The sequence below is a fragment of the Paenibacillus oceani genome (genome assembly GCF_014705615.1).
Classification (GTDB): domain Bacteria; phylum Bacillota; class Bacilli; order Paenibacillales; family NBRC-103111; genus Paenibacillus_AB; species Paenibacillus_AB oceani.
In genome coordinates this window covers 133817-158431 of the sequence record NZ_JACXJA010000022.1, presented here as the reverse complement: position 1 = coordinate 158431, position 24615 = coordinate 133817, and the positions used below count along the sequence as shown (strand labels likewise).

20 protein-coding genes are annotated in these 24615 nt (G+C 55.2%); 4 read left to right on the top strand and 16 right to left on the bottom strand.

What is annotated here, in order from left to right:
* Positions 1-43 precede the first annotated feature (43 nt).
* The 5 genes from IDH45_RS17730 to polA all read right to left on the bottom strand — a co-directional run bounded on the left by IDH45_RS17730 (position 44) and on the right by polA (position 6146).
* Positions 44-616: a lytic transglycosylase domain-containing protein gene (locus IDH45_RS17730; protein WP_190929456.1), complete on the bottom strand. Its 573-nt coding sequence runs from the start codon at positions 614-616 to the stop codon at positions 44-46.
* Positions 613-1209 carry a dephospho-CoA kinase gene (gene coaE / locus IDH45_RS17725; RefSeq protein ID WP_190929455.1) on the bottom strand — a complete coding sequence of 199 codons (597 nt, stop codon included), beginning with the start codon at positions 1207-1209 and terminating at the stop codon, positions 613-615. Before coaE ends, IDH45_RS17730 begins: the two co-directional genes overlap by 4 nt.
* Before the next feature lie 78 nt (positions 1210-1287).
* Positions 1288-2040 (bottom strand): MntP/YtaF family protein, encoded by a 753-nt coding sequence (locus IDH45_RS17720; RefSeq protein WP_190929454.1) that lies wholly within the window; start codon positions 2038-2040, stop codon positions 1288-1290.
* Between the two features lie 95 nt (positions 2041-2135).
* Positions 2136-2993 carry a DNA-formamidopyrimidine glycosylase gene (gene mutM / locus IDH45_RS17715; protein ID WP_190929453.1) on the bottom strand — a complete coding sequence of 286 codons (858 nt, stop codon included), beginning with the start codon at positions 2991-2993 and terminating at the stop codon, positions 2136-2138.
* A gap of 510 nt (positions 2994-3503) precedes the next feature.
* On the bottom strand, positions 3504-6146 hold the full coding sequence (gene polA, locus IDH45_RS17710; RefSeq protein ID WP_190929452.1) for a DNA polymerase I: 2643 nt from the start codon (positions 6144-6146) through the stop codon (positions 3504-3506).
* A gap of 267 nt (positions 6147-6413) precedes the next feature.
* On the opposite strand from polA, the gene IDH45_RS17705 reads away from it, so the two are divergent.
* Positions 6414-7169 (top strand): HAD family hydrolase, encoded by a 756-nt coding sequence (locus IDH45_RS17705; protein ID WP_190929451.1) that lies wholly within the window; start codon positions 6414-6416, stop codon positions 7167-7169.
* 169 nt (positions 7170-7338) lie between these two features.
* Here IDH45_RS17705 and IDH45_RS17700 read toward each other — a convergent pair whose 3' ends face one another.
* From IDH45_RS17700 to IDH45_RS17675, 6 genes are all read right to left on the bottom strand, one after another.
* Positions 7339-9564: a GGDEF domain-containing protein gene (locus IDH45_RS17700; RefSeq protein ID WP_190929450.1), complete on the bottom strand. Its 2226-nt coding sequence runs from the start codon at positions 9562-9564 to the stop codon at positions 7339-7341.
* 55 nt (positions 9565-9619) lie between these two features.
* Positions 9620-10279, bottom strand: coding sequence for a phosphate signaling complex protein PhoU (gene phoU / locus IDH45_RS17695; protein ID WP_190929474.1), 660 nt, complete (start codon positions 10277-10279; stop codon positions 9620-9622).
* A gap of 22 nt (positions 10280-10301) precedes the next feature.
* Entirely contained in the window at positions 10302-11054 is a 753-nt protein-coding gene (gene pstB / locus IDH45_RS17690) for a phosphate ABC transporter ATP-binding protein PstB (RefSeq protein WP_190929449.1), read from the bottom strand.
* Between the two features lie 14 nt (positions 11055-11068).
* Positions 11069-11935 carry a phosphate ABC transporter permease PstA gene (pstA, locus tag IDH45_RS17685; protein ID WP_190929448.1) on the bottom strand — a complete coding sequence of 289 codons (867 nt, stop codon included), beginning with the start codon at positions 11933-11935 and terminating at the stop codon, positions 11069-11071.
* Positions 11935-12861 (bottom strand): phosphate ABC transporter permease subunit PstC, encoded by a 927-nt coding sequence (pstC, locus tag IDH45_RS17680; RefSeq protein ID WP_190929447.1) that lies wholly within the window; start codon positions 12859-12861, stop codon positions 11935-11937. Before pstC ends, pstA begins: the two co-directional genes overlap by 1 nt.
* 106 nt (positions 12862-12967) lie before the next feature.
* A complete protein-coding gene (locus IDH45_RS17675; protein WP_397327085.1) occupies positions 12968-13966 on the bottom strand; it encodes a PstS family phosphate ABC transporter substrate-binding protein in 999 nt (332 codons plus the stop codon).
* A 302-nt stretch (positions 13967-14268) separates the two neighbouring features.
* On the opposite strand from IDH45_RS17675, the gene IDH45_RS17670 reads away from it, so the two are divergent.
* A complete protein-coding gene (locus tag IDH45_RS17670) occupies positions 14269-16014 on the top strand; it encodes a methyl-accepting chemotaxis protein (protein WP_190929446.1) in 1746 nt (581 codons plus the stop codon).
* A 2-nt stretch (positions 16015-16016) separates the two neighbouring features.
* Here IDH45_RS17670 and IDH45_RS17665 read toward each other — a convergent pair whose 3' ends face one another.
* On the bottom strand, positions 16017-18563 hold the full coding sequence (locus tag IDH45_RS17665) for a PAS domain S-box protein (protein ID WP_190929445.1): 2547 nt from the start codon (positions 18561-18563) through the stop codon (positions 16017-16019).
* 395 nt (positions 18564-18958) lie between these two features.
* Positions 18959-19843: an SDR family oxidoreductase gene (locus IDH45_RS17660; protein ID WP_190929444.1), complete on the bottom strand. Its 885-nt coding sequence runs from the start codon at positions 19841-19843 to the stop codon at positions 18959-18961.
* Positions 19844-20115: 272 nt separating this feature from the next.
* Here IDH45_RS17660 and IDH45_RS17655 point away from each other — a divergent pair, with 272 nt between their 5' ends.
* Entirely contained in the window at positions 20116-21075 is a 960-nt protein-coding gene (locus tag IDH45_RS17655) for a helix-turn-helix transcriptional regulator (RefSeq protein WP_190929443.1), read from the top strand.
* Positions 21076-21741: 666 nt separating this feature from the next.
* On the opposite strand, the gene IDH45_RS17650 is transcribed toward IDH45_RS17655, so the two are convergent.
* Complete coding sequence (locus IDH45_RS17650; protein ID WP_190929442.1) at positions 21742-22680, bottom strand: hypothetical protein; 939 nt, start codon at positions 22678-22680, stop codon at positions 21742-21744.
* Between the two features lie 194 nt (positions 22681-22874).
* On the opposite strand from IDH45_RS17650, the gene IDH45_RS17645 reads away from it, so the two are divergent.
* Positions 22875-23027, top strand: a complete 153-nt coding sequence (locus IDH45_RS17645; protein WP_190929441.1) for a hypothetical protein — start codon at positions 22875-22877, stop codon at positions 23025-23027.
* 56 nt (positions 23028-23083) lie between these two features.
* Here the strand turns inward: IDH45_RS17645 and IDH45_RS17640 are convergent, their stop codons facing one another.
* Both IDH45_RS17640 and IDH45_RS17635 read right to left on the bottom strand, forming a co-directional pair.
* Positions 23084-23803, bottom strand: coding sequence for a DUF421 domain-containing protein (locus IDH45_RS17640; RefSeq protein ID WP_317891230.1), 720 nt, complete (start codon positions 23801-23803; stop codon positions 23084-23086).
* A gap of 185 nt (positions 23804-23988) precedes the next feature.
* A complete protein-coding gene (locus IDH45_RS17635) occupies positions 23989-24462 on the bottom strand; it encodes a ferritin-like domain-containing protein (RefSeq protein ID WP_190929440.1) in 474 nt (157 codons plus the stop codon).
* Positions 24463-24615: the final 153 nt, after the last annotated feature.

Sequence of the window (24615 nt, the reverse complement as noted above, 5' to 3'; positions counted from 1 at the left end):
GCTTCCTAGCCGAAGCTTGTCCGGCATTTTCCCATTTATTATATCATGCCGGGAACTGGTATTTGTACAGATCGACATATTTATCATAGTAATATAACACTCTTTGGATATAGTGCCGGGTTTCGCCAAACGGAATTTGGTCGACGTTTTTTAACGTTCCATCCCAGGTGCCGTTGTCCAGCCACTTCCGGGCATTGCCGGGTCCCGCGTTGTAAGCGGCCAGCGTGGCGATCTTGTTGCTGCCAAATTGATTATACAATGAATTTAAATACCAGGCACCTACTTCGATATTAACGTCCGCCCGATGCAGCAATTTGGACGTTTCCTCCGCATAACCGGCCTTCTTGACGATCCATTCGGCGGTATCCGGCATAAGCTGCATCAAGCCGATCGCTCCCTTTTTGGAGATTTTCTCGGGATTGTAGTTAGTTTCGACACGAATAATAGCGGCAATCAGAAAAGGGTCAACCTCGTAATTTTGGGCACTGATCGTAATGTCCTTCTCATAGCGGATCGGATATAACAACTTGCCCAGCCAATCCGAATTATAAAACAGCAACACGAGAAACAAGATGAACAGAATAGCAAATACCCGCTTTTTGCGTAATACTTTCATCCCAGTCCCTTTCTTGTCCAATATTGGTTGATCTGCCGTTCCGTCTGCTCCAGCGTTCCGCTGTTGTCGATAATCGCATCGGCAAGAGCACGCTTGTCATCGATCGGCATTTGCGCAGCCAGCCGCCTTTCCGCCTGTTCGGCCGATATTCCATCACGCTCCATCAGACGGACCAGTTGCAGCTCCCGGGGTATATATACAAGCAGCGTTTCCTCAAACATAAACTCCAGCTTCGATTCAAACAATAGCGGAACGTCCACCACGACCAGCTTGTCCGGCGTTAGGCGGTTCGCTTCCTCCATCCGCTCCTTCATCATCGCCCGGATTTGGGGATGAAGAATCGCTTCCAGGTCTTTGCGCGCTGCTTCCTCCTTGAAAACGATCTCCCCGAGAGCTTTACGGTTCAAGCTGCCGTCTTCATTCAGCACCGACTCGCCGAATCGTTCCGCCACGGCACCGAGCGCCGGAGCGCCAGGGAGTACGACCTCCCTGGCAATTTGGTCGGCATCGATCAGAATCGCTCCCCGCCGGACCAACATGGCGGCTACCGTGCTTTTGCCGCAGGCGATGCCCCCGGTTAATCCGATATTCATACGTTTTTACACACCTTTACTTCGTATTGGTCATGTTCATAGCGCGCTCGGACAACTCCGATTAGTGAACAGCCCGGGTTACATTAACTTCATAATCCCCATAGCAATCAGGATGCAGCCGGGAAGAACGGCCAGCCTTTGCAGCCACCGGGTATCCGCAAACGTCAGCCCAACCCGGAGCCCGAGCGTAATAAATAATCCGCTGGCCACCACGATGACAGCAGCCGTCAACACCGGCGCGAAGCCGATAAATGCGGCACCGATTCCCGCTCCAAACGCATCCAGCGACAAAGCAACGCCGAGCAGCACCGCCTCCGAGGAAGATATGTAACCGGATCGGTCTACGTCGGCGAGTGACGGCGTACGCAATATTTCGATTACCAGTCCCATCCGTTTCATCTCGATCCGGAGTACGGTGCGAATTCCGCCTTCGTCGGCTTGAGCCTGAGCTTGAGTCTGCTTGGCTTCCGCTTGCAGCGAAACTGCCGGTGTCCCTGCTCCCATTCGGACGGTTTGCGGATCAACGGTAGCTGGTGTCAACGAATCTTGCCCGCTGTCTTGGCGCTGCCTCCACATTTGAATAATCGCCCATATTCCGATTCCGATTAAAATGACGGCCCCCATCGCTTTGGCAAAAGCAGGCGGCAAGTACCGGGCGGCAAAGGCGCCAATTTGCATCGATGCAAAAATAACGAAGCCCGAACAAACGGAGATGATTGCAATCGACAGAAGCGGAATCCGGATTTTCCTTAAACCGTACATGACTCCGACACCGAAACCGTCGAGGCTGACCGCAAGCGCCAAAAAGGCTAGGGAAAGAAAAGGCAGCATAAACACCCTCCTGTTCAAAAGCTTTCTCTTCAATGACCGTAGGTACGATCATCGTATGAAGCTTCTTCCGATAAGGTGCCGACACTGCCGTTATTTCAGGTGTGCTTCCGTGCGATGCGCTTCGGCTTCAAAACCTGGCAACTCGGACAGAAATGAGTGCCCCTGCCTGCAAGCACAGTCTTGACGATCGCTTCCCCGCAGTGGGGACACGGCTCGTCCTTGCGCCCATAAGCCGCGAGCTGCTGCTGGAACATCCCCATCTCGCCTTGTCCGTTCACGTATGATTTGATCGAAGAGCCTCCGGCTTCAACGGCCTCCAGCAGCGTTGATACGATAGCGGCGTGAAGCGCCTGAAGCTCCGTTTTCGTAAGCGATTCGGCGGGTCGTTCCGGATGGATGCGGGCTTTATGAAGAGCCTCGTCTACATAAATATTACCGAGACCGACCACGTATTCTTGATTCAGCAAAAGCGGCTTGATTTTCGTTCCTTTCCCTGCAACCGTATCGCGGAACGATGCGTAGCTGAAGCTCTCGTCAAGCGGCTCTATGCCGAGCTTGTTCAGCGGAGGCTGGCTCAAGTCTTCGCCCGGCTTGAACAGATGCATCGTACCGAACTGACGCACGTCTTTGTAGCGCAGCTCGGTTTCGTCCGTGAAATGGAAGACGACATGGGTATGTTTTCCCACCGCTTCGCCGGCCTTATACACCCCATACCGCCCCTCCATCCGCAAGTGCGAAACCAGGACGAGACCGTCTAGCAAAATGCGCAAAAATTTCCCGCGCCGCTCCACGGTTTGAATCGTGCGTCCTTCCAGCATCGCGCAAAACACCGCTTTGTCGTCGGGACGCTGAATGATTCGCGGCAGATGAACGGCTACCGAGCGGATTGTTTTACCGGCCACCAATTGCTCCAGCGTTCGGCGCACCGTCTCCACCTCCGGCAATTCCGGCATGACGTGATTCCTCCCTCTTGTTGTGCTCTTGTAGTGGGTTCTTGGGTTCTTGGGTTCTTGGGTTCTTGGGTTCCGCTTTTGTGTTTCGCTTTTGTGTTTGTTCCACTTCGTGCTCATGTCGATTACCCAGTGTCCCAGTTCGAGTCGCGTGTCCTCAATAAAAGCGGTTTGGGACTCTTATTTTGGGCATTTCACGGTGACTTCGACTAATAAAAGCGGTTTGCACGTCTTATTTCGGCTTCGCAGCTTAATAATTGGACCAAGGGGGTAAAATAAGAGCTTCAAACCGACCGCTCTTATTCTCACTCATTCTCGCAATCTGACCAAAATAAGAGCTGCTATCAGCTCTTATTTGACAGATACGTTTGTTATCAGGCCGATACGCCGGTTCTAATACCTAAACGCTACGGTAGTGCAACCGGTTGAATCGTTATTTTGGAGATCCTGTCCGCACATCGCACTCGCACAAGCGAACCAGCCAACTCGCCACACTGCCAACCAACCTGCCGCTTACTTCGCCTCATACCAATTGTCGCCGTAGTTGACGTCGACCTTCAGCGGCACGTCAAGCGCCAGCGCGCTCTCCATCACTTCCGGCACGAGCTGCTTCATCAGCTCCAGCTCGTCCTGCGGGACTTCGAATACAAGTTCGTCATGCACCTGCAGCAGCATCCGGCTGCGCACCTTCTCCTTCGCCATCCGCTCGGCGAGCTGTACCATCGCCAGCTTGATAATATCCGCGGCGGAGCCTTGGATCGGCGAGTTCATCGCAGTCCGCTCGGCGAACGAGCGCAAGTTGAAGTTGGAGGCGTTAATCTCCGGCAAATACCGGCGGCGCTGCAGCAGCGTCGTCACGTAACCGTTCGTACGCGCCTGCCGGACGATATCGTCCATATAGTGGCGGACGCCCTGGAAGACAGCGAAATATTGCTCGATGAACTGGGCCGCTTCCTTCCGCGTAATGTTCAGGTTCTGGGACAAGCCGTAATCGCTGATGCCATATACAATGCCGAAGTTGACGGCTTTCGCCTGACGGCGCATATTGGCGTCCACGTCCGCTTCGGACACGCCGAAGACGTCCATGGCCGTTTTCGTATGAACGTCCATATCGTTGCGGAACGCTTCCTTCAGCTTCTCGTCCCCCGATATGTGAGCCAGCACCCGCAGCTCGATCTGGGAATAGTCGGCGGCCAGGATCAGCCAGTCCGGCTCGCTGGCGACGAACACTTTGCGGATTTTCCGGCCTTCTTCAAGCCGGACCGGAATATTTTGCAGATTCGGGAACTGGCTGCTGAGCCGTCCCGTCGCTGCGATCGTTTGCTGGTAATAGGTGTGGACCTTGCCCGTCTCCCCGCGGATTTCCTTAAGCAGTCCCTCGACATACGTCGATTGGAGCTTCGCGAGCTGACGATAGATCAAGATGCTGCTCACGACCTCGTTGTAAGGAGCGAGCTTCTCCAGCACCTCGGCATCGGTCGAGTAGCCGGTTTTCGTCTTCTTGACAACCGGAAGGCCTAGTTTGTCGAACAGGATTTCACCGAGCTGCTTCGGCGAGTTCAGGTTGAACTCGCTTCCCGCAGCCTTGTAGATGCCGTCCACGAGCTTCTCGATCGTCTGGCCGAGCTCGCCGCCAAGCTGCTTCAAGCCGTCGGCGTTAGCCCGGATTCCCTGCTTCTCCATCGAAGCGAGCACGCGGGCCAGCGGGAATTCGAGCTCATAGTACAGCCGGTGCATCTCGTTGTTGTCCAGCTCGTCCTGCAGCACGGGAACGAGCCTCCGAAGCAGATCCGCTTTGCGGGCCAGATGCTTGCTCAGCACGTCCGCTTCCGGCACTTTGAACTTCGCGCCTTTGCCGTACACGTTCTCATCCAGCGCTATGACAGGCAGCTTGTACCGCCCAGCCAGTTCGCTCAGCGTATGCGTCGACTCCGTCGGATCGAGCAAATAAGCCGCGATCAGCACGTCAAACGACACTCCGCGCAGCGGAACGCCTTTCCAGTGCAGCCCCACTTCCGTACGGTGCATATCGTAGACGATCTTCGGGGCGTTGTCGTCGGCCAGCCAGTCCCGGAGCCGTCCGGCTTCCGGAATATGAAGCAGCTCGGCGGGAACGAATCGGTTTGCCCCTTCGGCCGTGCTGAAGGCAAGTCCGATGATCTCGGATACGTGCGGGTTTTCACCGATCACCTCGATATGAACCGCAGTCACGCCCGTGAACGCATCGGTTAGAGCGGCCAAGCTTTCCCGGCCGACAATCTCGACCTCGATCGAGGTTTCTACGGCAGGCTCTCCTCCCGACAAATCCATCTTCTCGAGCAGCGACTTGAACTCCAGCTTGCGAAACATCGCGCCGAGCGTCGGCCCTTCGTAGCCATTGTACGATAGCTCGTCCAGCTGCAATTCCATCGGAACCTCGCGGAAGATCGTCGCGAGCTCTTTGGACATTCTGGCATCGTCGGCGTGCTGCTTAATTTTTTCCTGCATTTTGCCGGTAATCTCGTCGGCCTTGGCCAGCACTTCCTCGACGGAGCTGTACTGGTGAAGCAGCTTGAGCGCCGTCTTCTCGCCTACGCCCGGAATGCCCGGTATATTATCGGATGCGTCGCCCATCAAGCCTTTCAAATCAATGATCTGCTTCGGCACGAGCCCGTATTTGTCTTGAATCGCCTGAGGCGTGTACAAGTCGACTTCGCTGATCCCTTTGCGCGTCAGCGCGATCGTCACTCGGTCCGACGCCAGCTGCAGCATGTCTTTATCGCCCGATACGACGATCACGTCGAGGCCTCGCTCGTCCGCCATCCTCGTCATAGTGCCGATAATGTCGTCCGCCTCATAGCCGGCCAGCTCGTACTGGTTGATCGAGAACGACTGGATCAGTTCTTTAATAAGCGGGAACTGCTCGGACAGCTCCGGAGGCGTTTTCTCGCGCCCGCCCTTATATTCTTTATATCCTTCGTGTCGGAACGTCGCTTTGCCGGCATCGAACGCCACGAGGAAATGCGTCGGTTTCTGCTCTTCGATCAATTTCAGGAGCATCGTCGTGAAGCCGAATACGGCATTCGTGTGAAGTCCGCTCGAGTTGCTAAGGAGCGGGAGCGCAAAAAAAGCGCGGTAGGCGATGCTGTTGCCGTCAATCAAGATCAATTTTTCCATAACACACACCCCATTCCATAAGAGAGGTTGTTCAAAAAGTCCATTGCTGAAAACCGGACTTTTTGAAACACGCACTAAGAGAAACTTCGGATCGGAGCCTGCCAGGCCCCTTGAAAAAATCCTCCCTTCATCATAGCATATCGATCGGCACATATGAACTGCCGCGCTTGCATAGTTATGGGAAGAGGAGCGCCCGCCGCCGCAATCGGCAGGCTTCGCTTAGGCGGTTAATACACCGCTGCGAGAATACGGTTAGGAGGCGGGGGGATGAAACGCCAATGGAATCCGCAAACGGCAAAAATCGTATTTTTCGATATGAACAATACGTTAATCGATCCGAAATCTTCATTTGATTCATGCTTTTTGAGCGTACTGGTCGATTTTACCGGAAGATGGGATCATAGCGAGGGTGATTGGAACCCTCAGCGCGTACTGGACACATACCGCTCGGAATGGACCAAGAAGGCCAAGCTGCTGGCCCGCAAGCCTCGGGAGCTGGAGGAGGCGAAAAAGCAGTGTCTGGAGGCTGCGCTCCACCGGTATCCGTTCCAGGTGAACGACGCGTTCGTCAGCTCTTTTTTCCGGGAGATGAAACGTCAGATGCGCGCTCACGCCGTCCCGTTCCCCGATGCGGGAGGCACGCTCGCGGCGCTGTCCGAGACGCATACGATCGGCATCATTACGAACGGAAGCAAGGAGCATCAGCGCAAAGTAATCGCCAGGCTGAACTGGTCGTCCTACATTCGCAGCGAACATTTGATTGCCTCGGACCAAGCAGGCAGCCGTAAGCCGGACCCGGCTATTTTTCGCCTTGCCGTCCGCTCCGCCGCCATCCGGCCGCAGGAAGGCGTGATGGTAGGGGATTCGTGGAAAAACGATATCGAGGGAGCGGTGAAAAGCGGCATGAACGCCGTCTGGCTGAACCGGTCCGAAACCAAAAAAAGCTCCCGCCAGGCCGGGAACGTGAACGTTCCGGTCGTCCGGAGCTTAACGGAGCTGAAAGAACGGCTAACCGGTAAATAGAGCGGCCGCTGTCTGACCTTTCTGACCACCGCCAGGCGAATAATAGGAGCCGGCAGCAATGTCAACAGCCTGTCTCTGTCTCCCAAGGGAGTCGGTTTTGCGGCTGGAAAGGGGCGGCTGGCAGATTCCATTCCGTTCGTCGACCTTCGAGCCGGTTCTGACGTATGCGCTAACCGGAAACCGTCCGTTGTCCGATCCGCTCTCCGAAATAAACGCTGCCCATATGCGCCTTCGCCCGCTTCTTCAGCTTGGCCGCCTCGCTCGATATATATTCGGCGGTTACAGCCGTGCCGCATTCGCAGACGATCAGGGAGAGCGATATGTTGACACGGTCCGTCTGCACGGGCCGGCCTTCGCGGTCGACCGCTTGTCCCGGCATCTCCGGGTCCATAAAGACGACTACCCCGGAATCGAACCTCCGGATAATCTCCTCGCACAGCTTATAAGGCGAATCCGTCCGCGACAGCACGATGAAATCGTCTCCGCCGATATGTCCGACGAAATCGTCCGGAAGCCCGCATAGCCCGGAAGCCTCCTGCAAGACGTCAGCCGTGAACTGGATCAGCTCGTCCCCTTTTTGAAAGCCGTACCGGTCGTTATACCACTTGAAAAAATCGAGATCGGCGTAGATGACGGAAAAACGGCGGGATTCGATAATCCGCTTGCCCAGCTCACGCTGAATCTGCAGGTTGCCGGGAAGTCCGGTCAGCGGGTTGGCGATCCGCGCCTGCTCGATGCGCACCTTTGTAATCGACTCCAAGATGGAACGGATCGAAGCCGTCCCGAGGAAAGCGCCTTCGCAAGTAATGACGACATAATCGTACAAGTTGTTCGTTTCCCGCGCAGTCGACATTTGCGATACTTGATCTAGCGGAACGAGCTCGTCGACGATGAGCGGGTTGCAGTCCATCAGTTTGCTGATCGGGCGGTTCCAGTAGAGCGGGATGCCGTATTGCCCGGCCAACTGCTGGAACAGCTTCTCCCGCATGACCAGCCCGACCGGCGCTCCGCCCTGGACAACGACGGCGCATAACTCGTTCTCGTACTCCCTGAAATAACGCGCCACTTCGGAGATATGAGTGCCCGGATCGAACGTGCGCACCTGAGAGGCGATCGTGCCAATCGTCATGAAGCTGTGCATGCTCCCGCGGCGTGTCCGCATATCCGCCATCTGCCGGGCGAGGTTGTCGTCGATGCCCGCCATTTCGCTCGAAGGACGTGCGAGCAGATACCCTTGTCCGAAATGGATACCCATTTGCATTAGCTTGAACAGCTCGTCCGGCAGCTCAATGCCTTCGGCGATAATCCGGATGTTCATCTTCTCAGCGAAGGCGACGAACGTCTCGAGCATATGCTCCTTGATCTTGTCTTTATGGATATTGTGGATCAGCGAACGGTCCACCTTGATATAATCCGGCTGAAGCTCGGCGATCGCCTGCAGCGACGAGTAGCCAGCCCCCGCATCGTCGATGGCAATCTGGTAGCCCTGGCTCCGGTAATGCTGCAATATTTTTTTGGCTGTGGAAAAATCTTCGATCGAGCACCGCTCGGTAATCTCGAAGACGACATTGTGCGGCGCCAGTCCCATCTTCTCCAGCAGCCCGAGCGTCTGTCCCGGGGTAAAATCGGGATCGTGAATCACATCGGCCGGGATATTGATGAACAGGCGCTGGTCGCTCTCGAGCCCCGTGCAGCCGGCAATCGCTTTCTCCCGGGCGAGACGGTCGAGCGAATAAAGCAGTCCTTCGTCCTCGGCAAATGCAAACAGTTCCCGCGGGGACTGAAAGTCAGTGCCCTTCGGTCCCCGGACCAGCGCTTCGTAGCCGAAAACGTCTCCGCCCGCAAGCGATACGATCGGCTGATACACTGCTTGGATGGAACGCTCCTGCAAAATGGCGAGAAACCGTTCGGTCCGCCGAACCCGGTGGCCGGACTCCGAATCGCCGGCGCTTTGCGCTTCGCGGATCGCCCGTTTGACTGCATCGTAGATCGTATCGGACGGTTGCTGATGAGCGGACGGTACGAGCGGCTCACAGCCCAGCCGAATCGCAAATCCTTCCAGCCGAAGCTCTTCGGTCAGATGGCGCTTCAGCCTCATTCTCAGCTGTATGCCCATCCTGAACAGCTGCAGTTCGGCGTCCGGAGCGGCCGAGTTCAGCTCGGCATAGAGAAAGAAATCGTCCCCAGCCGTATGGAGCGAGAACAAGGACGGCCATTCCAAACGAAGCTGGCCGAACAGAAGCTCAACGGAGCCGCGCACCCGCTCGCCGGGCCATCGCCCCTTATCGTTCGAAAGCTCCGGCATCCAGCCTATGTCCATGTATATCAAACCGACAGCCCGGCCTTTCAGCCGGTCCGCTATTATTCCGGTTTCTTCCCCGCCAAGACCAACCATCGACTCCCCCGCCCGCTACTTCTGTATCTAAGATCCGTACGGCGCCGTTCCGGACTCAAGCGTTCAGATCCGGACGTTTGCCCTTCACCAGATAAACGACGCTTTCCCCGATATTCGTTGCATGATCGGCCATCCGCTCCAAATAACGGCTGACGAAGCACAACAGCTGCGACTGATTGATCGTACGCGGATTTTCCACCATATAACCGAACAGCTCGCGCAAAATCTGGCTGTGCAGCTGATCGACGTCGTCGTCCATCTTGGCCATCCGGTAAGCGAGATCGACGTTTTCGTTCACGTAAGCTTCGATGCTGTCGCGAGTCATCACCTGGACGATTTCCGCCATCCGGGGGATGTCGACCAGCGGCTTGATGAGCGGCTCCTCGCCGATCCGCAGCGTAACTTTGGCGATATCGACGGCAAGGTCGGCCATCCGCTCCAGATCGCCGGCCATTTTGAAGGCGATCAAGATGCGGCGCAAATCTTTGGCTACCGGCTGCTGGGTCGCGATCAGCCGCGTGCCGGCCTCGTCGATGCTCTCCTCAATCGCGTTTACGGCGGCATCCTGGGCGATCACGCTGCGCGCCAGCTCCAGATTGCCTTCCTTCAAGGAACGGACCGACGATAGAATCGCCTGTTCCACCATGTTCCCCATCTCAATGAGCTGCTTGCGCAAATCGCCCAGCGAAGAATCGAAATTTTGCCGTTTCGTCATCATAACTGCAAATTCCCCCCGATTAACCGAATCTACCGGTTATATAATCTTCCGTGCGCTGATCCTCCGGGTTGGAGAACAACTTGACCGTATCGGCGAACTCGATCACTTCGCCGTTCAGGAAAAAGGCGGTCTGGTTCGAGACGCGCGCGGCCTGCTGCATGTTGTGGGTTACGATGATGATCGTATAGGTTTCTTTCAGCTCCTGGATCAGCTCTTCGATCTTAAGCGTGGAGATCGGGTCCAGCGCCGAGGTCGGTTCGTCCATCAGCAAAATTTGCGGGTTAACCGCCAGCGCCCTGGCGATGCACAGCCGCTGCTGCTGGCCGCCGGACAGGCCGTAGGCCGATTTCTTCATATAATCTTTCACTTCTTCCCACAAAGCCGCGGAGCGCAAGCTTTTCTCGACAATATCGTCAAGCTCCTGCTTGTTCGTAATGCCGTGAATGCGCGGACCGTAAGCCACATTGTCATAGATCGACTTCGGGAACGGGTTCGGCTGCTGGAACACCATGCCGACATTTTTGCGCAGCGTCTCTACGTTCACGTCCTTGTCATAAATATTCGTGCCGTTGATCGATACGGCGCCTTCGATCCGGACGCCCTTGGTCATATCGTTCATCCGGTTCAGCGTGCGAAGCAGCGTAGATTTGCCGCAGCCTGACGGTCCGATAAATGCCGTAATCGAGCCGGCCTCGACCGCCATGTTTACTTTTTTGAGAGCATGGAATTCGGTATAGTACAAGTCTAGATTGTGAATATCTACGATAGCCATATCGCGCCCCCCCGTCACTTTTTCTGGAATTTTCCACGCAGGTAGATCGCCAGTGCGTTCATGCCGAGTAGTGCGATCAGCAGAACGATAATACCGGCGGCTGCGACATTTTGGAACTCGGCCTTCGGCAAGCTCGCCCAGCCGTATATTTGAATCGGCATAACGGTAAACTGACTGAAGAAGCTTTCCGGTGTAAAGGCGATGTAGCCGACCGCTCCGATAACGATCAGCGGCGCCGTCTCCCCGATCGCCCGGGACATCGACAAGATCGTACCGGTCAGAATGCCCGGGAAGGCGGACGGCAGCACGACGCGCAGCACGGTCTGCCAGCGGTTCGCACCCATCGCGAACGAAGCATGGCGAAGCGACATCGGGACTGCTTTGATCGCCTCCTGGGAAGCGACGATAATGATCGGAAGCACGAGCAGCGTCATCGTCAGGCCGCCGGATAAGATGCTGTTGCCAAATCCGAACAGGCGGACGAATATCGTCAAGCCGAGCAAGCCGAAGACGATTGACGGCACGCCGGCGAGATTCGAGATGTTGGTCTGGATAATCCGGCTCAGCCTCGTATCCTTGGCGTATTCTTCCAGGTAAATCGCCGTCGCTACCCCGATGATAAACGTCAGCGGAGCCGTAATGGACATCATCCACAGCGTACCGAATATGGCCGCTTTGAATCCGGCATTTTCCGGAATCCGCGATGAAAAGTTGGTTAGGAAATCCCAATTCAGCCAGCCGATTCCTTGACTTAACACTTGTATCAGCAATAACGCGAGCGCAACGACGCCAAAACAGGTCGACATCAAAAACAGAGTCTGGAATATTTTGTTTTTGCGCTTTCGCTTGGCCAGGTTGCGATCCTCGGGAAAAGCGTTCATCAATATTCCTCCCTGAATTTTCTGGCGATGTAACCCGCGATAATATTCATTCCGAGCGTAAGGGCAAACAGCGTGATGCCCACCGCATAAATCGTCAAATATTCAACCGATCCGTATGTCGTATCCCCGGAGCTTACCGACACGATATAAGCGGTCAGTGTCTCGATGCTCTTGAGCGGGTTAAACGACATGTTCGGCAAAGCGCCGGCAGCCAGTGTGACGATCATCGTTTCGCCGATCGCTCTGGACAGTCCGAGCACGCACGAAGCGACAATACCGGAGAAAGCAGCCGGGACGACAATTTTCGTCGATACTTCCAGCTTGGTAGAGCCAAGCGCATACGCGGCATTTCTCAGAGACTGGGGTACGGCCGCCATGGCGTCTTCACTGAGCGAGGAAATCATCGGAACGATCATAATGCCGACGACGATTCCTGCGCTTAGCGCATTAAACATATCGGTTTGCGGCAGCAAATAACGAATGATCGGCGTGACGAACGTCAGTGCGAAAAAACCGTACACAATCGTAGGAACGCCGGCCAAAATTTCCAGCACCGGCTTCAAGAAGGAGCGAACCTTCTGCGGCGCATATTCGCTTAAATAGATGGCGCTGCCGATTCCGATCGGCAAAGCGACGATACTCGCGATAAGAGTAACCATCAAAGAACCGACAATTAACGGCAATACGCCGAATTGCGGATCGTTAAACAGCGGAGTCCATTTCGTGCCCGTGAAAAATTCCCAAATCGGCACTTTGGCAAAAAACTTTCCCGACTCGAGCAGCAAGATCAAGACAATTCCGACTGTCGTCAAAATCGATAGCATGCCAAACAGGAACAGAAGCTTCGGCATAATTGCATCCGACGAAATCAGCTTTTTTTTCATTTTTAAGTTGAGCGGTTTCTCCATATTTTGCGTGCTCTGCATTGTACGCCCCCTACTGAAAGTGGCTTGTCGAACACGGCAATACCGCGGCAGTGCCCCGGCCTTGCATAGCCATGAGTAGCCACGGTATAACCGTCTTTGATTCAACTTATTTCACGTGCTTCAAGTTTTCGTCGTACAGATTTTGCGTCAGTTTTACGTAACCGACCGATTCCACCAGCTTTTTGCCGTCTTCGCTCATATAGTACTTGATGAACTCTTTCACTTCCGGACGGTCCAGCGCCGATTTCAGCGGGTACATGTAGATTTGACGGGAAAGCGGCTTGTACGTGCCGTCTTCGATCGTTTTTGCCGTAGGCGCGATTGCCGGTGCGTTGTCGTCGACTTTGATCGCGAGCGCCTTGAGCTTGTCCTTGTTCTCGAGGTAGTAGGCGTAACCGAAGTAAGCCATCGCATTTTTGTCGCCCGTTACGCCTTTGACCAATACGTTGTCATCCTCGGAAGGCGTAAAGTCGCTGCGGGATTCCTTCGCTTTGCCGTTGACCGCCTCGGTGAAGTACTCGAACGTACCCGAAGCCGTTCCCGGACCGTACAATTTGATCGGCTGATCCGGCCATCCGGCGCGAACTTCGCTCCACTTCGTAATTTTGCTGTCTTTCTCCCAAATTTTCTTCAGCTCGGCTACGGTAATATCTTTGGCCCAGTCGTTTTGCGAGTTTACGACGACTGTAATTCCGTCGAAGGCTACCGGCATTTTGACGACGTCGTCGCCTTTCGCTTTAATCGCGTCGATTTCTTCCTGTTTCATCAGCTTGGAAGCGTCGGCGATGTCGATTTCTTTATTTAGCAGCTTTTTGATGCCTGCCGAGCTGCCGGCGAAGCCGACCGTTACTTTTACGTCTTTATTTTTCTTCATAAACTCTTCCGCAACAGCTTGAGAGATCGGATATACGGTGGAAGAGCCGTCGATTTTAATTTCTCCGCTAAGTTTCGGCGCTTCGGTTTTTGTCGGCGCAGGAGTCGCTCCTCCGCTCGTCTTGTTATCGTCCGCCGGTTTTTGTCCGCATGCCGCAAGAGTCAAAGCCAGTACCGCGGAAGACATCATAATCGTTCCTTTACGCATCGTGTTGCTTAACAACTCGACCACTCCTTCGCTTCAGTTCGTTTTTTTATGTTGCTTGTTGCCTACAAAACTTATTCTAGTGCCGCTATGTTTTCGCAATTTTAATGTTTTGTAAACGGAGTGTTAAATATTTCGATATTTGTTTCAGACTCTCGCCGTAACCGCCGGGGCGTCTGCGTTTCTCAACATTTACAATCCGTTAACAAAAAACGGGCGGTCCGTTAACGATCCTTTCCTATACTGAGTGTGAACCTGACATTAGAAAGATATGGGAAGGGGAGACCTGCTTGATGCAGCGCACAGCATTTGTAAAGAAGGAGTTTTGGATGGGGAAACCCCGGGGAGTTACGATGCGCTTTAAGCTCGCCGCCGGCTTTGCCGCGATCGTTCTTGCGCTGACGGGAACCGTCGGATTTCAAACGTATATGCAAGCCGAGATCGAGCGGCAAATCGCCCTGCAGAACGCGGAAACCGAAAAGCAGCTGCTTGCGATGAAGATGAAGCAGGAAGTGCTGGAGCTGGCCTCTTTACACGCGGGGCTCGTCGTCACGAGACAGGAAGACCATGCGGCCTCGTATGAGCAGATCGAGAAATCGTTCGCGGAGCATGTCAAGCAGATCGCCGATACGGCCTCCAGCTCGGAGGAAAGGAAATGGAGCGCCACGCTGGTGACCGTCTCCGGCGAATTCACTTCCACGTTTCATGCCGCTCTGGACACGCTTCGCAGCGCCCCGGCCAGCGAAGCCGGACGCCTGTTGGATCAGCAGTTCTCCTTGTCGCAAGTACATAAAGAATACATATTCGAGCAAGCCGACTTATTTAATAGAAAGTATACGGAATCGGCCGCAGCCTCGATGCAGCGTTCGGAACAGCTCTCGAAGCAGGTAAAGGCCATTGCGCTATACGTATCCGCAGCGGCCGTTATGCTGGCTCTCCTTGTATCGCTGTACATCATTCGTTCGTTCCAGAAGCCGATCCATAAGATGAAGCAGGCGATGGGATTGATCGGGGAAGGTGATTTGCGGCACCGCATCGGCTCCAGCGCCCACGATGAGCTGGGGCAGCTCAGCCGGGGATTCGACAAGATGATGGATAACGTCAGCACGATGCTGGTCCGTATGCGGGAGATCGGCGTCGAGCTGAACGGCCGCTCTTCCGGATTCAGCCGGTTCGCCCAGACGACCTCGTCTGTCAGCAGCGATGTGCTGAAGGCAATCGGCGAGATCGCGCAAGGGGCGGATCAGCAGGCCTCCCACGTCGAGCGAAGCGCCCAGCTCGTCTCCGAACTGGGCGGTCAAATCGAGGCGATCTCCCGGTCCGCCGACGAGATGAAACGGTTAAGCGGACAAACCGGGGAGTATGCAGATCAAGGAGCCGCCAAAGTATCGGAGCTCCAGGATGCGGCGGAGACGGCCGATCGGCTGCTGAGGCAAGCCGATCTGGCAGTCGAGACGTTCGTTGCGGACACGGCCCATATTACGAAAATCGTTCAGGCAATTACGGAGATTGCGAGCCAGACAAACGTTCTGTCGCTGAACGCTTCGATTGAAGCGGCTCGCGCCGGCCAGCACGGCAAAGGGTTTCTCGTCATCGCGGACGAGGTGAGACAGCTGGCCGAGCAGACGAAAACGTCGGCCCAGTCGATCGCGGGGATCGTCGGGTCCTTGCAGCAGCAGATGGCGGAGGTGCGGAGTCAGATGGCGGCAGCCGGGGCGGCGTCGCGGGCGCAATCCGGCAAGGTGGGCGATACGCTGGAATCGTTCCGGACGATTCAGCAATCGATCGCCGGCCTGAGCGGTCAGACCGAGCTGATTCACGCGATGGTGGTGCGGGGTGAAGAAGCCAGCGTCAGCCTGATCGGCACGATTCAGCACGTAGCCGCAATCGCGGAGGAGACAGCCGCAGGCGTTCAGGAAGTGAACTCGGCCTCGACCGAGCAGAACGAATCGGTCCGGCAAGTGGCCGAGCAGGCGGGTGCGATGCACGAGCTGGCAGCCGGCCTGTTCGGCGAGATCGGCAAGTTCCGGACACCTTACGATACGGAGCTTACGGCCAGGAGAGACGGCCCGTAAGCTCAATTCAGCGGGAAGCCGTGTTCCGCCGCAGTCTCGGGAGGACGGACGACCGGCAGCAGCACCTGGAACTCCGTTCCTTTACCGACCTGACTGTACACCCGAACCCGCCCCTCATGATGCTCGATAATATTCATGCTGATCATCAGTCCAAGACCGGTCCCTTTATCCTTGGTCGTATAAAAAGGCTGGCCGAGCTTGCCCAGTTTGTCTTCGGGGATGCCGATTCCTTCGTCGCGCACGGCAATCAGCAGCTCATCCGCCTCCATCCGCGCCTCCAGAGTAACGGTCCCTCCTTCCGGCATCGCCTCGATCGCATTTTTCACCAGATTGATAAACACCTGCTTGACCTGGTTCTCGTCACAGCTCACGTTCAGTGAGGCCGTATTATAGCGGCGAACGATGACCACATTGCACATGATCGCCTGCGTCTCGAGCAAGGTGGCCACGTGATCGAGCAGCACCGCCATATTCCGCGGCTGGTACAGAATCGCCTGCGGCCTTGAGAGCATGAGCAATTCGCCGGTAATGAGCTCGATCCGGCTAATCTCCGATTGGATCACCTCGTAATAGCTCGGCGCTATCCGTTCCTTCATCAGCTGAATGAATCCTTTGATCGCCGTCAGCGGATTGCGGATCTCATGCGCGATACCGGCGGCGAGCTCTCCCGCTACCGCAAGCTTCTCCGAACGCTGAATCAGCTCTCTCGCCTGCTTCAGCTCCGTCACGTCGCGCATCAGCATGTACCGGGCCGGACTGCCTTCATACCAGGCGGAGAACGTAATGATATCGATGTCGCGCATCTGTCCGTCCGGCCGTTTGAATCGATGCTCGCTCGATTGCAGCGGCAACTGCTCCTCGCGTTCGGGAGCCTGGATCAGCCGGTCGAGCTCCATGCATTCCGGGCTCAGCTTCTCGAACACGGTTCTGCGCAGCACGTCTTCCTTCCGGCTCCCTCCAAGCATCCGGACCGCCGTATCGTTTGCGTACACGCTCTTGTCCTCCTTGACGACGATCAGCGCATCCGGCAAATTTTCCACTAGCGTCCGGTATTGGGCTTCGCTCTGGAGCAAAGCCTTCTCGTGCCGTTTTCTTTCCGTAATATCCCGAAAGGTGACTACCGCGGCAGCCGAATCCGAACTGGAGCCTACGATCGGACTAACGGTATATTCGACGAAAAAGGAAGTGCCGTCCTTCCTCCACAGCATATCCTCGGATATGGTATGCGTTCTGGGATCTTCCAGCACGGAGTACACCGGACAGTCGTCCTCCTCGTAAGGAGAGCCGTCCGGGTACGAATGATGCACATAGCCGTGTGCTTTTCGGCCGATCAGCTCTTCTGCCGCAAATCCGGTCATCGCTTCCGCCGCTTTGTTCCAGAATACGGTCCTGCGGTCCATATCGAGACCGTACACGCCGTCCACCATCGTGTTCAAAATCAGCTCGTGCCGCTCGGTCAGTCTTTTGAGCTCTTCTTTCATCTTTTTGTCGGCCGTAATGTTTTTGGCGATGACGCATATCCCTTCCCGGATACCGTCAAAGATCATCGGGATCGAAGACACCCACAGCTCCACCCGTTCCCCGGACTTGGCGACAACTCCGATTTCCAGCTCATGCCCATAACCCGACATCGCTTTAATGAAGCTCTCCTGCGCCTGCTTCCGCTCCTCGGGGGAGATGAGCTCGATCAGCTTGCGTCCGGTCAGCTCGGAACGGTCGTACCCTGCGATTTCCGACGCTTTCGGGTTGGAGCGGACGATATCTCCTTCCCGATCGATGAACAACACCAGATCAGGACTGTTCTCGAACAACGAGCTGAACTTCTGCTCCGCCTCCCGCAGACGCTGGTTGACCAGCACCATCATGACGCATATGCCCAAGATGAACAGGGCGGCCATGCCTACAGCGCTTGCAAATAATTGATTGACCGAAATGGACCAAGACTCCATCCCCGGCATCGTCGAGCGAAAGGTCGTTCCGTATATGAAAGTAAAGTGGACGCCGATAATCCCGATCCCCATCAGGAACGAGCAGGCAAGCCGCCAGACGAACCCGTGACGCCTTAGCCGGTAAGCGAGCCATACCGACGAATAAGCGTCCACCGACGCCAGAAGCCAGGCGAAGCCGATCCAGAGCGGATCGTACTCGACCTCGGTGTAGACGCGTAACGCCTGCATCCCGATGAACGGGATTGCCATAATTCCGCTGCCGATCAATAGGCTGCCGGCGATCAGATTATCCTGGCCGGGCGAACTCCCCGAGAATAAACTCATCGCGGCATAGGACGTACAAAAGGAGATGGTGACGGACAAGAAAAAAAACGGAAAGAGCTGATCGGCGGGAAGCGGAAGTCCGTAAGCCGTCAAAGCGATGTAATGGACGGCCCATAAACCGATGCTGTTCATAAATGCGGAGGTGAAAATACGAAGCTGGTCTTTGCGATACCCGAGCCTGCCGATCAAGGTGACGACCGTATAGGAAGATACGACAGCAACCGCAAAAGAAAACAAAATAAGCCAGCCGTTATAGGTTTCCGCTATGATTTCCATCCCCAAGCTCCCTCTTGAAACCGACTGTATGGATACGGTAACAGCGTTTTCATTGTATCAAGGATCGGGCTGGAAAAAAACTCGAAAGATGCCGGTTATGCAAAAAATAATGCGTTTGGCATAGATGCCGAAGCCGGTGCGGCGAAGGAGTCTGCCTCCCTTCTCCGAACGGTTGAAACGAAGGTCGAACGACGTGCGGGTCCGCCGTTCTTCCGCTTCACGCTGCGCTGCCGGCTGGGAAGGACGCCGTCAAGCCGGGAACTTTGCCGGCTGCAAGCAGGTCGGTCGCTATAGCTGCCGGCATACGGGACCCTTGCCGCTCGCCGGGTGACCTTACGCAATTCGGCCGCAGCGCGGGCGGGCGGCAGCGTCCCCCGTCTGCTGCGGCCGCCTGTTTATTGGTCCGCAAATGTCTTCTTGTAGTACGCATTCCAGTTCGGCTGCGTGCCGTCCGCATCCGTAAATCCATACTCCTCCGCCAAATCCCCGGACATGAGCGCCTTCCCCGACTTGGCGGCAACGTTCGGATCGGCAACGAGAGCGGCAACCGCTTTGCCGATATACGCAGGCGTCTCCGACTGGGCGAAATGCACGTCCTGTGCGATTGCATCCCGCCAATTGCTCTCGGTTACGCCGAACAGATCCAGCATTGCTTCCGAGCGTAAAAAGCCGGGCGTCAGCGCGAGCGCCGTTACGCCGTAAGGCTGCAAATCGGCCGCCATCGCCTGCGCGAGATGGATCGTGCTGATTTTGGCGAGGCTGTAATACAAATTCCCCCGGTACCGGTAGTCACAGCCGTCGGTGATCTCCACGATCAGCCCTTGTTTGCGGGCAACCATCAAAGGAGCGCCGTAATGGCTCGTAATCAGATGAGTGGTAACCGCGCGCTGCTGCATTAGCAAACCGTCGTCGAGCGAATGGTTCCAGAACAGCGTCTCCCATTGGGTCAAGGAATCGCCTCCCCATATATCGTTAACGAGGATGTCGAGCCGGCCGTCCTGCTCGTCCTGGACACGCTCAAACAGCGACTTCACTTCCGCTTCTACGGTATGGTCGGTGCGTACGGCAATTGCCTGTCCGCCCCTGGCGCGGATAAGCTCCGCCGTCTCTTCGATCGTCTCGGGCCTGCCGGCCGTCGCCGCATGCCCTCTCACACTCCGGCCGGTCACGTAAACGGTCGCGCCCGCTTCGCCCAGCATAATGGAAATGCCTCTCCCGCATCCGCGCGTCCCTCCTGCGACGACGGCCACTTTTCCGGCTAACGGTTTCGTTGATTTCATCCGAATCTCTCCTTTTCATTCATTTCGAGCATTTAGCGGCAACCCGGCGCTTGAGCTAGCCAATACCGCGTCCCCAGTGCTTGCCGGGGCTATTCGGGCACAGCCGGCTCCGATTCGAGGCTGATTACATGTCGATGCCGTGCCGGTGTCTTCTTCGATGCCGATGTCTTCGCCTATGCCGATAAATCCAGTATACTCGTTCATTGTTGACACCTTTTGTCATATTGAAATATAGTGGGGATATTCGATTGAAATTTCGGGAGGAGAGACGAATGAGAGCCGATCGACTGTTATCGATTATGCTGCTGCTTCAGACCTACGGCCGGATAACTACGGCGGAGCTGGCCGACCGTCTGGAAGTATCCGAACGGACGATTCATCGCGATATGGAGGCGTTAGGCAGCGCGGGCGTGCCGGTTATGGCGATGCGGGGCACCGGCGGGGGCTGGCAGTTGATGAACGAATACAAGACGAACTTGACCGGGCTGCATGAGGAGGAGATTGCTTCGTTATTCGTAGGCGCTCCGGAACGCGTTCTGCACGATCTCGGGCTGCGCCGAGCGTCGGAGGGCGCGCTAATCAAGCTGCTGGCCGCGCTGCCGAGCGTCGGCCGCCGGACGGCCGAGTTCGTCCGCGAGCGGATTCATATCGATGCGGCGGGCTGGCACGATTCCGGCGAATCGGTCGAACCGCTCCCCCTGCTGCAGGAAGCGGTACTGCGGGAGCGGCAAGTGAAGCTGTCTTACGATAAAGGAAAAGCAGGCGTCTCCGAACGGGTCGTCGATCCGCTCGGACTTGTCATTAAGGGAACCGTCTGGTACCTCGTAGCGGGGGTGCAGGGAGAGCCGCGAACGTACCGCATCGCCCGGATCGTCCAGTGCGAGATGCTGGACGAAGCTTCCGCGCGGCCTCCCGGCTTTCAGCTCGCTTCCTACTGGGAAGCTTCGACCGAGCAGTTCGTCACGACCCTGCCCCGGTTCGAAGCGGCGTTTCGGATCGACGCGGCCTATACCCATCTGACGATGTACTGGAAATATTCCAAAGTGCTGGAACAAGGGACTGCAGGCGAAGACGGACGCGTGCCGTGCCGGATGCGGTTCCAAAGCGAGGAGGAAGCGTGCCGGTTCGCGCTAAGTCTCGGCCCTCACGGAGAGCTGGCCGAACCGGCGGAGCTGCGAACCAAAGTCGCGGAGATGGCGCGGGGCGCGGCGGCTCTGTACGGGGAACCCTAACCTGGCGGCCGGTAATCGCGAGAGGTTCGGGTTGCGAATGGCGTATGCGAGATGCCAGGCTAGGATGGTTTTCAATTTTGTATCAATGGGCGTTTACTTTCCGTGGTTGAACTATTGAGAGCGGGGCGTGCTTCTTTTTATTGGTTGATCCAATGTGAGCGGGTAGTGCTTCTTTTGTCGGTTGACCCGATTAGAGCGGTTCGTATGTCTTATTAAGCAAATTCCGTGTCCAAGCTTGCATTTAGGAGCGGTTTGCACATCTTATTCCAGCATCCCTTCCATAATTTCACTCTATTGAGGGAAATTAAAAGCTCCAAACCGCTCTTATTTCCACAGGAAACCGATTATTCATCAAAATAAGGGATAAGGATCGCTCTTTTCGAAGTGACGACACACCCGAAAATCGAAATCGGACCACCACGATCCCGGTTAGACACGGATCGGGACTTGATAGACGCTCGGTTAGGTGCCTGAATAGATAACTTGGATCGATACTTGTACAGGCAATCGAATGGGTGCTCCGACAGTAACTTGAATCGGACTTGCACAGGAAATCCAATAGGTACTTGGATACTTACATACTTGCATAGCCCGTTTCTTTTAGCGTTAAGCAAGATACGATCGGCCAGATCCGACACCAGAAACCATTCACATTCCGGAAGCGATTCAAGCCCCTTCGATCAGCGCCGTCCGGCGAGAGCGCAGCTTTGTCAGTTCGGCTTCCGCTGTCGCCCTTTCGCGCTGCAGATCAGCCACGATGCGGGCCATGTTCTGGCGCACTTTGCGGACCTGCTCCAGCGAGTTCTGAATCCGCCCCTGAACGATCCAGTCCGTAATCAATCCGTCAAAGAAATAATCGGCGAACTCCAAAGAGCCGCTAATCTCGATCCTCATCGCCGAATGCCGCCCCACATCCGCCAGCTCCTTCTCGAACTGACGCATCCGGAGCTGCGCCGAACGAATAATGGAACGGGCATCGTCGATGTGGCCATGCTTGATATACGTGCTGACCGTGCCTCCGCCCAGCATGTCCCACGTTCCCCAGTCTTCGGCTTTGCCCAGACTCCCTTCCGCCTGACGCAGCAGATTCAGCGCCAGCTCTCCGGCGTCGACAGCCTCCCGCAGCTCCACATGGCGTTCCGAAGTAAAGGCCGCTTCTTCGTCCATCCTGGCGATTTGACTTGCCGTCTCGGCCGAATACTGCTGCAGCTTCGATTCCTTCTCCCGCATCAGCGTTTCATATTCTTGCTCGGCTAACCTCACCTCCGCCAGCGCCAGGCCGACCTCGCTTCGTTCTTTTTCCAACTGGGCCAGCTGATCCTTCGCTTCCTGCAACTGCAACGCCGCACGAAGCGCTTCCTGCCGCTCCAGCTCCAACTGCTCCTCCTTGCTGCGCAAAATCGTATGAAATAAACTAGTCAGCGTCAGCTTCGTCAATTGCTCCACATCGCGGTTTTCCTTCTCCAGCTTCAGCTCCAGCCGGGGAATCTGACTTTGCACCTCTCGGATGCGGGCCTGCATATCGGTTAACCGGCGTTCGTACTTCAACTTTTTTTGCCGTTTCTCATTCGCTTCGTCCAGTTTCCGGTTCAACGTTTCCCACACGGGCATTCCCTCCCAGATTCGGTTTCTTCTATTTACGAAAGAAGCCCCGCTTTGTTTCAGTCCATACGAAAACAGTTAATCGTCAGGTGCGATGAGTATGAAAGGCGGGTGACCGGGCCTGCTTTCTGGTACCGGAACGAATATCGCCCATGCTCCCGGGAAAGGCTAACGTTCGAGCAGAAAGGAGGAACACGATGGATAAGCGGGAACAGGCCGTACTGCAAGATGTCGGCGAAGATTTGGAAGCCCACGAACGCCCAGGCTTAAGGCAAGACGACGAACTTGATGAGACCGACACCGAACAGGACGGGAGAATTAATATCGAGCCGGATAGTGCCGCTTTTTAGCCCTCCTATAGCCAAAAACGCCCCTATCCGGTTCCGGAAACAAGGGGCGTTTTGTGTTATGTGTTCAGTTCTTTATCGATTGGCTGTTTTAAGCCGTCCTGGTAAAAATCGAGCATCAGCTTGCCGCTTGTGCTTTTCACCGCATAGAAAACATCCGATATCCGCTTATTCTTATGCTCCAATTCAGACTCCAGCCACTTACGCGAGACGCCGTGTTCGTTCAGATTCCGTTCGATTAGTTGACCGTCCATAATGAGTTCGATCGGGAAGTTTGTCGGAGCCTTCGGCGTAATATGCAAATCTTTTTTGGTGATGGTCCGATAGTCGTGCTTTTTGAGTACCGACAGCTTGCCGTTATCCTCCAGCACCGCATACTCAACTTCATGGAGATCGAACACATCCTTTTCGCGCAGCGATTGAATAAGCGAATCCAGTGAATATTTCACTTTTTTCATATTGCCCTCTAATAGTTTCCCTCCCTCGATCAGAACCGTCGGTGAGCCTGTGATCCATTTCCGCACTTTTCTGCTTTTGATGGATACTACCGCGATCACAAAGGAAGTCGTCGTAAACACGGCAAGAGAAAGCACCAGATACGAAGACTCGATCTTGGGATTAAACGCCAGATTGGCGGCGATAGCTCCCAAAGTAATACCGGTAACAAAATCGTGAAACGTCATATTGGACAGTACTTGTTTGCCAAGAATACGCGCGATTACGAGCAGCATTATGAACGCAATCATGGTACGAAAAAAAATATGCATATATTCGGCCACGAGCTGATGTCTCCTTGGATTGGAAGTCGGTTCCTTGGCATAGTATGCTTCCTTTGGACAATCCTTAACCGGAAATTGCCGGATTAATAAGTTTTTGGCTTGAAGGTGACAGCCTGCCTCCCTGCCGGAAGCCGTTAGCCAAAATGTCTGTTGGAGCAGCTCTCGTGACCCGGTCGCAACCCAGGCTAGCTTCCCGATCGGTTTAACGAAATTAAGTAGTTGTACTTGTCCGCATGCTTCATTTCGTCCAATATAATGCCGAAGACGGTATCCTTGTAAATACCGGCAGGCAGGCCAAACCAAATCTTCCGGTATTTTTCGACCGCAGCCAGCTCGCCGTTAAGCGCTCTTTCCAACCCTTCGACATATGATTCAACTTTCATGTAAGCTTCGTTGCTGATACCGGTTACCAGTTGGCCGGTTAGAGCCATGTACATATCCCGGAACATCTGGTTATGTGTCCGTTCGTCGTTGCGGATTCCTTCGATTATCGCCGCTTGCTGCCGATTCGGGGCAAGCTGGATCAGTTCGTCGTAGAACAACTCGTCGTTTCGTTCTCCTTGAACGGCCTCCTTGATCAGGTTCAGCGCCTGCTGCATCGTTGTAGCCCAAACCGGTATGAAATCAGCACGAACCCAATATGGAGATATCCAGTACATGGGATTCTCCTCCCTTCCAATCATCTACTGTTACCGTATGCGCATATGCCCAATGGAGTTCCCGTATCCAGAAAAAACCCGCCCGGAGCACAAGCTGTCGATATAGACAGATAAACAAAAAATCGCCCTCTCGATAAAGAGAAAGCGATTTTT

Excerpts from the sequence above, each read along its gene's own strand:
- IDH45_RS17730 (WP_190929456.1), bottom strand. The coding sequence starts at position 616 with ATGAAAGTATTACGCAAAAAGCGGGTATTTGCTATTCTGTTCATCTTG.
- coaE (WP_190929455.1), bottom strand. The coding sequence starts at position 1,209 with ATGAATATCGGATTAACCGGGGGCATCGCCTGCGGCAAAAGCACGGTA.
- IDH45_RS17720 (WP_190929454.1), bottom strand. The coding sequence starts at position 2,040 with ATGCTGCCTTTTCTTTCCCTAGCCTTTTTGGCGCTTGCGGTCAGCCTC.
- mutM (WP_190929453.1), bottom strand. The coding sequence starts at position 2,993 with ATGCCGGAATTGCCGGAGGTGGAGACGGTGCGCCGAACGCTGGAGCAA.
- polA (WP_190929452.1), bottom strand. The coding sequence starts at position 6,146 with ATGGAAAAATTGATCTTGATTGACGGCAACAGCATCGCCTACCGCGCT.
- IDH45_RS17705 (WP_190929451.1), top strand. The coding sequence starts at position 6,414 with ATGAAACGCCAATGGAATCCGCAAACGGCAAAAATCGTATTTTTCGAT.
- IDH45_RS17700 (WP_190929450.1), bottom strand. The coding sequence starts at position 9,564 with ATGGTTGGTCTTGGCGGGGAAGAAACCGGAATAATAGCGGACCGGCTG.
- phoU (WP_190929474.1), bottom strand. The coding sequence starts at position 10,279 with ATGACGAAACGGCAAAATTTCGATTCTTCGCTGGGCGATTTGCGCAAG.
- pstB (WP_190929449.1), bottom strand. The coding sequence starts at position 11,054 with ATGGCTATCGTAGATATTCACAATCTAGACTTGTACTATACCGAATTC.
- pstA (WP_190929448.1), bottom strand. The coding sequence starts at position 11,935 with ATGAACGCTTTTCCCGAGGATCGCAACCTGGCCAAGCGAAAGCGCAAA.
- pstC (WP_190929447.1), bottom strand. The coding sequence starts at position 12,861 with ATGCAGAGCACGCAAAATATGGAGAAACCGCTCAACTTAAAAATGAAA.
- IDH45_RS17670 (WP_190929446.1), top strand. The coding sequence starts at position 14,269 with ATGGGGAAACCCCGGGGAGTTACGATGCGCTTTAAGCTCGCCGCCGGC.
- IDH45_RS17665 (WP_190929445.1), bottom strand. The coding sequence starts at position 18,563 with ATGGAAATCATAGCGGAAACCTATAACGGCTGGCTTATTTTGTTTTCT.
- IDH45_RS17660 (WP_190929444.1), bottom strand. The coding sequence starts at position 19,843 with ATGAAATCAACGAAACCGTTAGCCGGAAAAGTGGCCGTCGTCGCAGGA.
- IDH45_RS17655 (WP_190929443.1), top strand. The coding sequence starts at position 20,116 with ATGAGAGCCGATCGACTGTTATCGATTATGCTGCTGCTTCAGACCTAC.
- IDH45_RS17645 (WP_190929441.1), top strand. The coding sequence starts at position 22,875 with ATGGATAAGCGGGAACAGGCCGTACTGCAAGATGTCGGCGAAGATTTG.
- IDH45_RS17635 (WP_190929440.1), bottom strand. The coding sequence starts at position 24,462 with ATGTACTGGATATCTCCATATTGGGTTCGTGCTGATTTCATACCGGTT.